The sequence below is a fragment of the Lysinibacillus sp. BPa_S21 genome (assembly GCF_023337795.1).
Classification (GTDB): domain Bacteria; phylum Bacillota; class Bacilli; order Bacillales_A; family Planococcaceae; genus Lysinibacillus.
In genome coordinates this window covers 13234-27043 of sequence record NZ_JALIRS010000006.1, presented here as the reverse complement: position 1 = coordinate 27043, position 13810 = coordinate 13234, and the positions used below count along the sequence as shown (strand labels likewise).

Sequence of the window (13810 nt, the reverse complement as noted above, 5' to 3'; positions counted from 1 at the left end):
CCCACTCCATTACGTTCTTTTCGTTTTGCGGTCACTTTTGACAGCAGGTTGACTTGTCACTTCAAAATTTGTCCAATCTAGCTGTACTAGTTCTTTTTCTTTTTTCGTCATCTTTTCCTGATTTACATCCTGGATAGCATTGGTGCGTGTCATTTCGGCTTCTGTTGGGCTATTAATTTGGGTTAGTATCGCTGCAGATAAAAGTATCCCAGACGCTCCTAATACCCATTTTGCCTTTTTCGGATCTTTCATAGTGCTTCCCCCTAATTCGTAATTGGCTGGCAGACAAACGTTTGGTTGCTTTCTTGCCACTCTGCTATATAACCTAAGCCATTCGTTATAGTACTAATAGGCAAATATAATTCTTCATTTACATAAAATGCTTGTGCAGGTGATGGTGTTTTTACACTGTTATCATAAACAACATTCGTTCCAGCACGGTAAATTAATTCATTCCCCCGTTTTTGTATATCCAAAATTTTACTTTCTTTATAAAAGGTTGCTTTTGCTCCTAAAACCTCCGCTACTGCTTTTCCCGGTACAAAAAATTCACCGTCTTTTGGTATCACAAAAAAGCTCAGTTCCTTATTTGTATCTTCTACCTTTAACGTGACCTTTTGAGAGCCTGTGAAAGGTAACACTTCTTTATCTACTGCAACTGTTCGTGTCCAAATATTCCAAGTCCCTTTTGTAGTTACTGCATCTTGAAAATAGTAAGTTTCACCCTCTTTTTCATCGTCATCGTAATATTCCTCGTCGTCATCATCATCGTCGTGGTCTTTATAGTAGTCCTTATATTCTTTATACTTTTCATGTTTTTTATCTTCATGTTTGTGATCGTCTGCCTGTACGACTACGTCATTTGTGATGAAAATTGCCAATAATAGAACTACAACAAGACTTATTTTTTTTACCTTCATCTACAACACTCCTTTCCTTTGACTTCATTGTAGGTTTAAAAAATGATACGAGACTGAATTTTTCAAAAGAATTTTAGACAAATAAAAAAACACCTCACGTTGAAAAACAGGTAATGTACCTTATTAAATCAACGTGAAGGTGTTTGTCTATGGGACAAGAGTTGTTATCCAGTAGAAGGACCTAAATAGGTGCTTATTTATCTTTAACTATTGCTGAAGAAGAAAATACAATTTTTGCAAAGGTTATACACCCAACAACACAGCTTAATGTTATTAACGATGATACTATGCCTACAATAATCCAAACAGTTGAAAAGTTCATAGCAAGAAGAAGCACGAGACCCGTTATCACGCCAGCCATAATTGTTATACCTGTCCATAAAAATACTTCCTTGCATAAATGGAAAAGAGTTTTTGTCCTTGTCCAACCAATAATATGATACATTTTCAGCTCTGTACTTCTAGACTGAAATAAAACATGTAAACATTCACTTAGCCCTAAAATGGATAAAATAAAAGTAGAAATTAAAATAGATAGTTGAAACCATAAAGTTGCATCTACAGTAAACTCTCCTAAGGAAGATTTTTGAGCATTTACTAATACATTTCCAATACTTGTTGTTTGAATGATTAATAAAATGGTAGAGACATACAAAACGACCATAGTTGGTATAAGAATATTCCGATAATAAAGAAATGAGTATGCTTTTTTATTAGCAATATGCCTTTTCTTTACCTGCTTATTAATAGAAAAAACAAGGCTTAGTATTAATAAACCAATAAGAAAAATAATCGTTGTAATAAAATACGCACTTGTTTCTAATGAAAATAATCGGATCAATGGGAGACTTATTATATATGCTACAAATAGTAACATATACTGTTCAAAATAATTTCTTTGAATGATATGTTTCCGTTGCCAGCCCACTATACTAAGTAATTCATCCTCATTTTTTAGTATAATCTTCTCAAATAAAAGCCTTGCTATGAACCATACAATCGTAAAAACAACAAATAATATCGTTGTAATAAAGGTTAATTTATTCCAGTTTTCTTCAAGCTCTTGTGCTACACCTAATGTAGTCCAAGGCGCTATAACTTTTCCAATACCTTCCACATCTAATGTTTGATTAACAAAAGAAGATCCTGCTACAATATCCACTTCATAACCTGATTTAAGTAAATCAATTGCTACATTTTCAATTTTTTCTTGAGCTTCACCATTATATTCATTGATACCTGCTACTCTTATTCTTATTGCATCAATAGGCTTTGGTCCTTTAATAATTTCAGCAGTTTCCATCGATATTAATGCACCAGCAGGTTGTGCAATAAAGCTTCCCGGTATAGTAGTAGGTTGTAATAAATGCCCCTGTGCAGTTTTTATGTTAGCTGTAGAATATATACCTAAAGGACTAGAGGAAAGCTCTTTAGTTTCAGTTCCCGAAGCTGAAAAAGTTCCTACTTGCTCAAGAAGATAAGGTACCTCTCGTGACTCATATAAACTACTCCCTTTTTTATCTATTTCTTTATAGGATGGAGGACTTCCTTCTTCAACTATATTTATTTTGAAAACTTCATCCGAAAGACCATATTCTAATTTATGAGCAGTAAAAAAAACAGGTGTTTCTCCTCTATTTGCAACAAAATTACCTGTAATTTCAGGTTTAAATTGTTCATTTATTTTCACTGGTGTACCATCAAATGGTCTTTGAAAAGAAGATAAATCAATTTCACGATCAATAGGTGAACTTGCTTCTTTTTGATTTAACTCCGCTATTATTTTTTTTCGGGTTGATTCGTCAGAATTCATTAACCAATCCTGTTCTGATAGACCTAATTTCTTACTATAATCTTTTAGATCAATATCAAGTGTCTCTGTTTTTAGTTTCAAAGTTAGGGGGACTTGTATATCCTTTCTTTGTATAACTTTTATAATAGGGATGTCACCAAAAGTACTATGAATTGCTTGTAACTCTAAAGGGTTTATTTCATTTTCCAGTTCAGAAAAATCAACTTTTGTTAATTTTTGTTCACTTTCAACATCAATTGCAGCTAGTAAATGGTAAGTGGATGGAAGCATAATTTCCATTGTAGCTCCTGAAGCTGTTTCTCCTAAAGACAAATCTTTTAAGTATTGAACATTTCCAGGTTTAGATTCTTTAAAATAGATAAGGCTACGAGGAGGACTTAGAGAGTAATGATGATAGCCATCGGTTGTATAGAACTCCCATGTGAATCTTGTAGATTGATCTAACTGTGGCAATTCAACAGATAATTGTTTACCAGTGAAATAGCCAATCGATGCAACAGGAGCTGCAACTTCAATGGCAGGGTTAGATTTTAGATTTTTCCATTCCTCCATAGATATTCCACCTTGACTATCACCTATATAATTCTCTTCAACAATTCCAATCTTTTTTTCAATATTTGTCCTAGCGTTAGGAGGTCGTACTAATAAATCATAGGATCCTCTTCCATGTTCAGAAATCGAATTTTGAACAACTAACTTTGTTTCCTTGGTGTTTTCAAGACCTATAGGTATTAAAAGAAATACGCTAAGAAATACTAAAATAATTGTAATTGAAACAAACTTCCTATTTTTTATACGATTCCAAGCAAAATGTATCATAATTTATTTCCTCTGACTTCTTCTAGTTTCCCAAGGTTTAATCTATATGTCACATCACCTTGGTTTGCTACTTCCTCATCATGAGTAACTAATAAAATTGTCAAACCCATTTGCTTTAATTCTAACAATATATTTATTATTTTATTTCGATTAACTAAATCTAAGCTGCCTGTAGGTTCATCGCAAATTAAGACTTTTGGATTTGCAATTAAGGCACGTGCGATTGCGACTCTTTGCTTTTCTCCACCTGATAAACTTTCCGGTAGTCTGTTAAATAAATTTTCCGAAATACCTACTTTTTGCAAAAGATTTCTTGCCCTACTATATAAGTTTCTTTTTGGTTCATCATAATACAATGGAAGCACTACATTATCTAACACAGAATAATGAGGTAGAAGTTTGAAGTCTTGGAATATAAACCCCATATTAAGTCTTCGATAATTATTTCTTGTTTTTTCTTTTATTTTATGTATATTGATTGCTTCATAAAGAACATCACCTTCATCGGGGTGTGTTAAACCAGCTACGCAATTTAAAAAAGTGGTTTTTCCACTACCAGATGGCCCTATAATTGAACACCACTGTCCATGATCAATTACTAATGAAATATCATTAAATATTCCGAATTCTTCAGAAAGATAAGTATAAGTTTTCTTTAAATTTTTAATCTCTATCATATTTTTCCTCCTAATTTGGATTATTAAAATGCAAGCCTTTCACCATTCACTTTTGATTTACTAGTACATGAACCAAATGAATTATAATAATATGTAAATTATACATTTTTATCAAATATAATCAATATTATTCCATTTAAATTTATAATGTATCCAACTAGTTAAACTTATCTTCTCTGTTTTAAAAATAGATTTCCAGTAAGGCAATAAAAATATTACAATAATTTGAAAATTCACCATTTACAATACAATTGTTTTTATATACAATAAATATTAACATCTAATACATTTATTGGATGTTAATATAATATATCCCAGGGAGGGTTTTATTTATGAAAACAAAAAAACTATTATTTAGTGCACTGGCAGCAACATTTATTTTAGGAGCAGGTTACACAACTGCATCTGCATCTACTGCTGAAGAACCGTCTAATTCTATTACTCCACGTTACGTTCCCGTAGATGCGTATATTTCCCCTAAACTTGTTACATTAAATACTTCTAGCTCAAGTGTAACAAAAACAATCGGTTGGGGCGGAGGAGTTTCATCATACTATAATGTGTCATATAATGATGGATATACTTCTCGCACGTTTACGGCTGATTTCTATAGCACGACTCATACTAGAACTTATAGTTTATCTAAAAATGACACTACCCGAACTTGGGATAACTATTTATCGGTTACTAATGGTAATACTGCTTCAGCAACCGGGTCGGTTACACTTAGAAGATAAGTTTTATATATAATATGATATAAAATCGTATCTTTTACTGAGTATAAGAGCTTCTCATTTTCTTCCAGGAGAGAGATGACTACTCCCTTTCTCTCCTGAATTTTTTCGTATTTTTAAGATCTAACGAATATTCATATTCATTTTTTCGTTAGATCAATTATGACATAGTGATTTCGAACTAAGTAATTGTTGTTTCGTAAACATAAGTTATTTCATGTGTATAAAGTTGAAATAATACGATAAAGTTAAGTCCTCCATTCAATAAATTGAATGGAGGCTATTAAGATTAGTGAATTTTTAAAAAATTGTAATTAGGGAAGAAATTTTTGTTAAATTTCCCTTTTCAATGTAGAACTGTCTATATAACATTGAACATGTCATATAAGCATTCAAGCTTTCTTGAAAATATAATATTGTACTTCCTTTAGGAACAAAGAATGTACACGTTTCTTTAGAGGACAATTCATTTAAATACCCCTTTGCATCAATTTTTTATCATTGGAAAATCAAAAACAACTGTTCAATCACTTAATCTATCCATCATGTAAAAAATACCTTTTTCATAATATCGCTTCCCTCTTCCGTGAATCTTCAAACAAAATAGGTTGCAAATGTGTGAGTGTTTTATCTACCACATTGCAACCCTGATAGTATTTTGTTCAGTCAATGGATATAGAAATGCGTTCGCCCTTTGACAATCTTGAACTTGGTTTTATGACTTGATCATTTAATTGAATCGTTCCTTTTTCAATTTTTTTGATAATCTGTGATCGGCTCCAATCCTCAATTTGGTTTGCAAGCACTTTATCAATTCGATGTTTTCCAATCACATCATCCAGTACAATGTATATCATCTTAATGCCTTGTTGTATGAAGCTGTTTATCGGAATCGTTGACAAAAATGAAGATTCTTCTTGGTGCTCCTCCATTTCAGCAACATGCTCTGAGAACGTTTTATAAATAGCTAACTTTTTGTTCCACGTATGATTTTTTTCACATTTATAAATTGCATATTGGTAAATATTTTTTCCGTTTGCGTTATGTCTTCGCACATTTGTATCCGTAAAAATAGATATTTTCCCACACATTTTGCAGTGCTTCTTTACGGTACATTCAGGTATTTGAGAAAGTGTCCAGCGAATTGTAATATTTAACATTATCCTTCACCTCTTAATAAGATATAAAGGAACGCAAGCATCTATTCGGATATCTTGCAGTACAATGTAAAATGAATGAAATAAAAAAAGGAGATCCACATAAGGACCTCCTGTCATATCGAGACTACAGGGTTGCTCGGTTCCTTTGTAATGAAAAATGGGCATACTACCCCCTTGAAAAAAACATTGTTTTTTTGAGGGCAATGCTATCCAATTTATTAATCATTACAAAGTAAAGTTTGGCATACGTGTTCTCCTGTATCCTTTCTATCCAAATAGAGTTATCCCTACATTACCCGTAATTAGCTTCGATTGCAAGTGTAATATTTTAAATTATCCGAATTGTAACACATTTTGAATTTGAACTTAAGAAACCCTATTAACTTTGTAGCTAATAGGATTTTCATTCAAGTTTTTTATAATATCATTCGTTTTATATTACATAAGGCTATATTAAAATTCTCCCAACATAATTTATGATACGCTTAATCTTTTGACAAGCAACGTGGTCTTTTGCAGTGATATTGATTGATTTCATACAAAACAAAAAGCACCCTTGTTTAGATACGATATTGTAACTAAAACAAGAGTGCTGTATATTTGTTTACTCAAACGATTTTATATGATTTTTATAAAGAGTTCAGTACTTCATATTACCTACATAGATACCGTTTTTGTTGCAACTGTTTGTTGAAATGCCTGATCATGTTCAACAAACACCATTGTGGGATTAAATCGTTGAATAAGCTCCTCAATTTGCATGCGCGAATAAATATCAATAAAATTCAACGGTTCATCCCAAATATAGATATGAGCTTTTTCACATAAACTTTTGGCAATCAGCAGTTTTTTCTTTTGTCCACCAGAATAATGAGATATATCTTTCTCAAATTGAATTCGGTCAAAGTCCATCTTTCGTAGGATGGATTTAAATAACGTTTCATCAATCTCATGCTCTTCAATAAAGTCCGATAATAATCCCTTCAAATGAGAAGTATCTTGTTGGACATAGGAAATGATGAGACCTGAACCTATATTCATGAAGCCTGTATGCTGTATCGGATCTCCTTGAATTAGTTTGAGGATGCTACTTTTTCCGCTTCCATTCTTTCCATCAAGTACAATTCGGTCACCTTGTTCAACTTTAAAGCTAACTGGCTTATTCACTATTTGGTCATCGTACTGAACAGACACATCAGCCAAAACAATCAATTCATTTGCATGAAAATCCAATGATTCTAATTTTAATGACTCCGTTTTTTCCACATTTTTTAGCAGTTTCGACTTCTCCTCAATAGCTTTTTGTTGCCTTGACTCAAGGTTCTTTGCCCTCTTCATCATCTTTGCTGCTTTATGTCCTACAAAACCTTTGTCTAACTTAGAGCCCGAATTCGTTGTCCCATTTTTGGAAGCTTCCACTTGATTAGACCAACCCGATGACCGCTTGGAAGACTGTTTTAATCTCCCTATGTCTTTTTGTAAACGCTCATTAGTTGCCTCTTCGTGTTCCTGCTGTCTATCGAAATTTAATTTCCAAGAAGAATAGTTACCACTTTGAACTTCAATATTGGCTCTATTTATAGAAAGGATATGGTCAACGCATCCATCTAAAAAGTTTCGGTCATGTGAAATTAATATAAACCCTTTTTTCTTCCTTAAATATTCAGAGACCATCTTTCGCGCTTCCGTGTCTAGATGGTTCGTCGGCTCATCAATTAATAGAAATTGACCCTCCGTCAAAAAAAGTGCAGCAAGCAACACCTTTGTTTGTTCCCCATTTGATAACGTTTTAAAAGGTCGATACATAACCTCGGCATCAACGTCTAGATAGGATATTTCACGAAGAACTTCCCAATCTTCTGCTTGGGGGCAAATTTCTTCCATGATTTCATGAGTATACTTGTTTTTATCCGAAACTGGATAAGGGAAATAATTAAATTCCACCGAAGAATTGATTTTCCCACTATACTCATAATTCCCTAATAATAAATTAAAGAAAGTTGTTTTTCCTCGTCCATTTCTACCGATAAATCCAAGTTTCCAATCCGTATCTATTTGAAAGTTTACATTTTCAAAAATATTGTCAAAGCTACTTGGATAAGAAAAAGTTAAATTTTGAACTTGTATCATTGACATGATAATTCCTCCTTTGTATAGCTATACTTTTTACTTTTTATACAAAGTCGGCATATCCATCCATTGTAAATTTCTCCGTATAAGTTCGATGGATATTAACGACTTGTACGGAGTAATACATGCGTAACAATAGTATCTGAATCGCTCATTTTTAACTCTCCTTTCTTTCTTAAAAGTTCCTGATATGAACCATGAGAGAATAAAAAAAACCTCCCAATTTGTAATAATTGGAAGGATTAATCTTTAACACTTATCATAAATAAGTTCTATTTTGCCATTGGAACCATGACAAAAAACGTATAAACTGATTTATAAAAATGGACAGACTAATCCTATATTTTGTAATTTGAAGTTTGAAGTTATTCATTTCAAATAAAAATATAGTTTAGTTAATCATTGTCCATTCATCAGTCCTCTCATAATTGTAATTATATATTAGCAAACTTTTTCCTGAAATACAATTCAAGCATCAACTTCACTTCAAATTATTTTATTTATTATAATACCACTTAAAGCAAACAGCTTAGGGTTAGTGATTACATCTAAGACATCATACTATACCTAACGCTTGTTACTTTTTATCCTCAAAATGTTCAGTTGAATTTTTTCGAATTATTGATATATTACTAATATGACAGACTGATTATAATACCAACTGGAAGGGGATTCACAATGGATAACAATGTTTTTGTCGTAATTTTAGTAGCATTCCTCAGTGCCATGGTCTGTTGGATTTCAGTTTTAAGAAAGAAAAAAGGATCATAGTGAGTTGCTTATGATAGCAACTCATTTTGTTTTAAATTCCAAGCCAATATTTACCGTGATCACTTGTACATCTGGTCATGGTTTTACATGTATCTACATTAAGAAGTAAATTAATTATAGTACAAATTCGATAGTTGTTTTAGCTGCAAATTCACCCGTAATTTGCTCAACCAAATATAAAGTCAGGGTTAAGTACGGTGAGTGAAGATAATAGTTATAACCATTGTGATTTTCATTATACTTTACCTGAACTCGCCCTTTTTCCTACACTTGACTTAGCCGATTCTGGATACTATCATAAAATAAAATCCAAACGGGATAAAATGTAAAATAGCATTATATATGGATGTGTTATCATTAGAATCAAACCTTTTTAGCAGTTTATCCTCAAGCAAAAGAAATAATTTGAATTTTCGTGGGTGATAATATGAAAATTTCAATAGAAGAAATAAGCCAACAATTAGAAGAAGAAATTATTATTAGGTGTCATGAGGTTAATGAAGAAATAAATGCAATTATGAACAAGCTGAAAACTGAAAACCCTATTTTACTCGGTCATCAAAATGATAGTATTCACCGCATTAAGCTTAGTGATATTTATTATTTCGAGGCAGTCGAGGGAAAAGTGTTTATGTACTGCAGGGACAATGTTTTTGAGGTAAAACAAAAACTATACGAGCTAGAGGAATTATGCAAAGGTAAAAACTGTTTTCGCGCATCGAAATCAACCATTTTAAACATCACGAAAATTTCATCTGTTTATCCGACCATAAGTGGCCGATTCGAAGCGGTGCTGGATAACGGAGAACGTGCTGTTATATCAAGGCAGTATGTGCCTGTCCTTAAAAATATGCTTGGTTTATAAAGAGGGATACATATGAATTTTTTTAAATTTGTACAAGAGATAATTAAGGATTTCTTTATCATCTTCGCATCCATAATCATGGTGATTACTTTGTTGCGACAAATGTATTATCCTGACATGGCCTTTGATTTGAAATCGATTTATATCATTATGGCATCTTCATTTTTAAGTGCATTAACGGGGTTTATCTTTTATTCTCCGAATGATCTTAGTGAGAAGAAAATGCGTATAAGAATCATTATTCATTTCTTCACTTTGGAGATTTTATTGATTGTCTTAGGCAGCGCTATTCATATTGTTAATGATGCATCAGGTGCAATCTTTCTAGCACTGCAAATTGCGGTAATCTATATCATTGTTCGTCTACTCTCATGGCAAAATGATAAAAAAGATGCAAAAAAAATCAATGAAAAACTAAAATTAATGAAAAAAGACTTTGATGAATAGTCAAGAGAAGCAGTAGTTACCTATAATAAATTATTTTACGGTAAGCATTAGAGCTTACCGTTTTTTTGCATCTTATTGGCTTGTGAATACAACTTACCGTTTTTCCATATACATCCTTCCATCCGTTTATTATGATGATTTCATAAAAATTTTTCCAATGAAGTGGAGGAACGACTATGGGAATATTACTATTATCAATGGCTTTGATTTTCGAAATTGCTTTTGCCATCTACTGCATAGCGACTAAGCAAAACCATAAAAAATTAAAGAATTGGATGAGGATTGCAGTATTTATCGTATTTGCAATACTTACTGTTTCATCAGTGATTGTCTGGGATTTCCGCTGGGTAATGCTTGCTTTCCTACTTTTCTTATTAGCCGTAAAAGGGACAGTATCTCTTATCCTTAAGATAACGAATATCAAACAATTCAAAACATCTAACATTGTGTGGAAGTCCATTATGATGATATTGTTATTTGTCTTTGTCCTTTCACCCGTCATTATTTTTCCACAGCACCCATCTCCAAAAGTGACAGGACAATATGAAGTCGCAACCGCTACTGACACATTTATTGACAAGAATCGTATTGAGGAGTTTTCTGACAAGGGAGACAACAGAATTGTTAATGTGGAATTTTGGTATCCAAAAAACGCAGATGGAACATATCCGCTTTTGGTATTCTCACATGGAGCATATGGGATCAAGGAAGGTAACGCCTCTACATATACTGAGTTGGCAAGCCACGGTTATGTAGTCGTTTCCATCGATCATCCCTATCATTCCTTCTATACTCGTTCAGAGGATGGAATAGTAACGATGATCAATTCAGATTTTAAAAATGAAGTCAATAATACGAATAAAGGTATTTATTCGTATGAAGAATGGTACAATATCATTCAAAAATGGATGAAACTACGAACAGACGATATGAATTTTGTCATTGATACAATACTTACAAAAGCTAAAGGTGACAATAACCCTATTTATCAACATATTAATACAGAGAAAATTGGTGTGTTTGGGCACTCAATGGGAGGTGCGGCAAGTGTGTGGTTAGGTAGAGAGCGTGATGATATAAGTGCAGTAGTAAATATCGATGCCCCTTTCTTTAGTGAACTTGTTTATAACAAAGCTGATGATAATTTTATGGCAAGCAGCAAAGCCTACACAACTCCCCTTTTTAACATTTATTCGGACGATGTTTGGCGTCAACTGGATCGTACTCCTGTTTACGTAGCGAACAAACTTAATAATAAACAGTTCGAAGGAGCCTATACTACTCATTTCAAAGGGGCAAAACATTTAAGCTTAACCGATTTACCGCTATTCTCACCTATAGTGGCAAATATACTACAAGGAGGAAAAGCCGATATTGATAAGTTCTATTGTATTGAAACTGAAAATGAATTAATTCTTCAATTTTTTGACTTTGAATTAAAGGGAATCGGCCATTTCGCTCCCAAAGAGACATATTGAACACAAAGTTTCTTTCGTCGTTATATAGGATACGGTTAATACCCTTCAAATACTTGTATAGATGTTTGAGGAAATAAAAACAGCTGAGGTTCTTGTGTAACAAGAGTCTCAGCCGTTTGTTTTTCCAAGGCAGGAGTTTATATTCTAATTAATATTACCTGTTGGGTATAATGTTGTTCCTCCAATTGAAACTTTTATTTCATTAGATAACGGAACATTGTATTCATCAATAACTGTTCTCCACCATTCCCATGCAAGACCTGTACATTCTCTTGCATAAATTCTTATATTCTTTGAATTAGGCGGAAGTGGTATCACTGTAGAGAAATGTGCTGTTTTGTCTTTCCAGCTTCCATCCCAAGTTTTATGGGATAGTACTTCTTTTCCGTTTTCGTCATAAGAAAATTCATCCCAGGCTACTTCAAATTGAGCAACATATGCACCATAATGATCAAGGATGATTTTGCCTTTAGAATATTCTGTAGCCGTCGTCTCGATATAATCTGTATTGTTATGAACTGCAGCAATCGAATTATCCTTTAAGAAAACGCTTGTATATGATATTGGGTATGCTGGATTTTTAAGACTAAATTCTGCATTATCCTGAATTATTTTTCTAATATCATTAAAGTCTTTTGAAACAACCTGGTTATGCTTTTGGGAATCTCCCCCTAATACTACAGCAGTAAAGGAACTTTCTTCAAAAATATCTTTGTATTGTCCACTAGTTTCTACATTAGTATTGACATCCTTCAGTAAGGCTTTAAAAGCAGCTTGTACATCCTTACTCTTAGAGCTTGTTTCTAATTTCACATAAATTGTTCTGCCATACGCTACATTTGAAACCATAACGGGAGGAGCACTATTACTTACACCTTTACGGGTTAACTCTTCAAAAGAAACACTATCATCAAAAAGGTCTGATGGATTGTTAGGTAATTCTGCACTTACGGTATAAAATATTTGTTTATATGCCGCAACCATCACTTTTTTCTCTCCACTCGCAATTGCATTAAAGTCAATTCCCAGTGAATTATCAAGAACTTGGGCGTTAACATTCAGAGCGCTTGCTATTTGAGATTTGCTATAAACCATAGATTCTGAATATTGTAGTCTTGCAGGTAAAGTATGGGTTGTTGAATATTTTTCACTCCATGTAGACACTAACTCATCTACTGCCCCAGAAACATTACCATATGTTGGATTATCCACGGTCGTAGTATTTTCCCTTTTCATGCCAGGTAAATCTATGCTAATATTTAGCGGTTTTCTTTTGGCCACTAATAAACTAGGTTGATTGTCTACAAAAGCTTTGTTGGCAAGTTGTAATGCTCCTGGATATGTACGATTCGCCATAGAGTCGATAATAGAAATATCTACCGGTGAAGTTGTAAGTGATTTCTTGTTACGTTCAACCACTATAAACTTATCATTTGAATTAATACCTTCTTTTGGGACAAAACGATCAACCTTATCACCATTCACTGCTAAAACTTCGCTGTTATTATAGTTCAAGTTTGCTATACCAGTATCAATGTCATTAGGATTGCTTTTTTCACTAACTACATTAGAATCAAGTATTGCTGCAAAGGAAATAGTCGGATAATTTATAATGCATAAACTAACAGATAAACATACTAGAACTTTTATTACTTTAAAATAATTTCGAATTCCCAAAAACACCACTCCTTTTAGGAAATTATACCATAAAAACATTTTATTCAAATATAGTACTTTGGTTTTGTGTTCAGATTTTTGAAGAGTAAATATGTAGTGAATATAACAAATTATTATTTCCATTTTTAACTATTTTAGTCATAATAATTATAGTAACAACCTAAATAAGAATTGAGGATAAAAGACCTACTACTAAAGACAGCGTTGCATATAACTCGCATTAGCTACTCTCATACCTGAATCCCAACACCCTACCATTAAATGATCAATTTCTAATTCTTTCGCTACTGTTTTATAACTCCCTCCTGGATCAGTGCTT

The 13810-nt window shown here is 32.9% G+C and carries 11 protein-coding genes; 4 read left to right on the top strand and 7 right to left on the bottom strand.

Going from position 1 to position 13810, the window contains the following annotated elements; translation table 11 throughout:
* Window positions 1-9 precede the first annotated feature (9 nt).
* The 4 genes from MOK21_RS13250 to MOK21_RS13235 all read right to left on the bottom strand — a co-directional run bounded on the left by MOK21_RS13250 (window position 10) and on the right by MOK21_RS13235 (window position 4229).
* Window positions 10-252, bottom strand: coding sequence for a hypothetical protein (locus MOK21_RS13250; protein WP_249074471.1), 243 nt, complete (start codon window positions 250-252; stop codon window positions 10-12).
* Between the two features lie 11 nt (window positions 253-263).
* Window positions 264-920 carry a copper amine oxidase N-terminal domain-containing protein gene (locus MOK21_RS13245; protein WP_249074470.1) on the bottom strand — a complete coding sequence of 219 codons (657 nt, stop codon included), beginning with the start codon at window positions 918-920 and terminating at the stop codon, window positions 264-266.
* Between the two features lie 193 nt (window positions 921-1113).
* Entirely contained in the window at window positions 1114-3552 is a 2439-nt protein-coding gene (locus tag MOK21_RS13240; RefSeq protein WP_249074469.1) for a hypothetical protein, read from the bottom strand.
* On the bottom strand, window positions 3549-4229 hold the full coding sequence (locus MOK21_RS13235; RefSeq protein WP_249074468.1) for an ABC transporter ATP-binding protein: 681 nt from the start codon (window positions 4227-4229) through the stop codon (window positions 3549-3551). The genes MOK21_RS13240 and MOK21_RS13235 overlap by 4 nt, the downstream gene beginning before the upstream one ends.
* A gap of 332 nt (window positions 4230-4561) precedes the next feature.
* Here MOK21_RS13235 and MOK21_RS13230 point away from each other — a divergent pair, with 332 nt between their 5' ends.
* Window positions 4562-4966: a hypothetical protein gene (locus tag MOK21_RS13230; RefSeq protein ID WP_249074467.1), complete on the top strand. Its 405-nt coding sequence runs from the start codon at window positions 4562-4564 to the stop codon at window positions 4964-4966.
* Between the two features lie 659 nt (window positions 4967-5625).
* On the opposite strand, the gene MOK21_RS13225 is transcribed toward MOK21_RS13230, so the two are convergent.
* Both MOK21_RS13225 and MOK21_RS13220 read right to left on the bottom strand, forming a co-directional pair.
* A complete protein-coding gene (locus MOK21_RS13225) occupies window positions 5626-6123 on the bottom strand; it encodes a S4 domain-containing protein (RefSeq protein ID WP_249074466.1) in 498 nt (165 codons plus the stop codon).
* A gap of 657 nt (window positions 6124-6780) precedes the next feature.
* Window positions 6781-8259, bottom strand: coding sequence for an Lsa family ABC-F type ribosomal protection protein (locus tag MOK21_RS13220; protein WP_249074465.1), 1479 nt, complete (start codon window positions 8257-8259; stop codon window positions 6781-6783).
* Between the two features lie 1192 nt (window positions 8260-9451).
* Here MOK21_RS13220 and MOK21_RS13215 point away from each other — a divergent pair.
* From MOK21_RS13215 to MOK21_RS13205, 3 genes are all read left to right on the top strand, one after another.
* Window positions 9452-9889: a LytTR family DNA-binding domain-containing protein gene (locus tag MOK21_RS13215; RefSeq protein ID WP_249074464.1), complete on the top strand. Its 438-nt coding sequence runs from the start codon at window positions 9452-9454 to the stop codon at window positions 9887-9889.
* Window positions 9890-9901: 12 nt separating this feature from the next.
* Window positions 9902-10336 carry a DUF3021 family protein gene (locus tag MOK21_RS13210; protein WP_249074463.1) on the top strand — a complete coding sequence of 145 codons (435 nt, stop codon included), beginning with the start codon at window positions 9902-9904 and terminating at the stop codon, window positions 10334-10336.
* 176 nt (window positions 10337-10512) lie between these two features.
* On the top strand, window positions 10513-11814 hold the full coding sequence (locus MOK21_RS13205; protein WP_249074462.1) for an alpha/beta hydrolase family protein: 1302 nt from the start codon (window positions 10513-10515) through the stop codon (window positions 11812-11814).
* 144 nt (window positions 11815-11958) lie between these two features.
* On the opposite strand, the gene MOK21_RS13200 is transcribed toward MOK21_RS13205, so the two are convergent.
* Entirely contained in the window at window positions 11959-13530 is a 1572-nt protein-coding gene (locus MOK21_RS13200) for a thiol-activated cytolysin family protein (RefSeq protein ID WP_283164709.1), read from the bottom strand.
* Window positions 13531-13810 lie beyond the last annotated feature (280 nt).

What these genes read in the sequence shown, in the direction of transcription:
- MOK21_RS13250 (WP_249074471.1), bottom strand. Translation starts at nt 252, where the DNA reads ATGAAAGATCCGAAAAAGGCAAAATGGGTATTAGGAGCGTCTGGGATA.
- MOK21_RS13245 (WP_249074470.1), bottom strand. Translation starts at nt 920, where the DNA reads ATGAAGGTAAAAAAAATAAGTCTTGTTGTAGTTCTATTATTGGCAATT.
- MOK21_RS13240 (WP_249074469.1), bottom strand. Translation starts at nt 3,552, where the DNA reads ATGATACATTTTGCTTGGAATCGTATAAAAAATAGGAAGTTTGTTTCA.
- MOK21_RS13235 (WP_249074468.1), bottom strand. Translation starts at nt 4,229, where the DNA reads ATGATAGAGATTAAAAATTTAAAGAAAACTTATACTTATCTTTCTGAA.
- MOK21_RS13230 (WP_249074467.1), top strand. Translation starts at nt 4,562, where the DNA reads ATGAAAACAAAAAAACTATTATTTAGTGCACTGGCAGCAACATTTATT.
- MOK21_RS13225 (WP_249074466.1), bottom strand. Translation starts at nt 6,123, where the DNA reads ATGTTAAATATTACAATTCGCTGGACACTTTCTCAAATACCTGAATGT.
- MOK21_RS13220 (WP_249074465.1), bottom strand. Translation starts at nt 8,259, where the DNA reads ATGTCAATGATACAAGTTCAAAATTTAACTTTTTCTTATCCAAGTAGC.
- MOK21_RS13215 (WP_249074464.1), top strand. Translation starts at nt 9,452, where the DNA reads ATGAAAATTTCAATAGAAGAAATAAGCCAACAATTAGAAGAAGAAATT.
- MOK21_RS13210 (WP_249074463.1), top strand. Translation starts at nt 9,902, where the DNA reads ATGAATTTTTTTAAATTTGTACAAGAGATAATTAAGGATTTCTTTATC.
- MOK21_RS13205 (WP_249074462.1), top strand. Translation starts at nt 10,513, where the DNA reads ATGGGAATATTACTATTATCAATGGCTTTGATTTTCGAAATTGCTTTT.
- MOK21_RS13200 (WP_283164709.1), bottom strand. Translation starts at nt 13,530, where the DNA reads ATGTTTTTATGGTATAATTTCCTAAAAGGAGTGGTGTTTTTGGGAATT.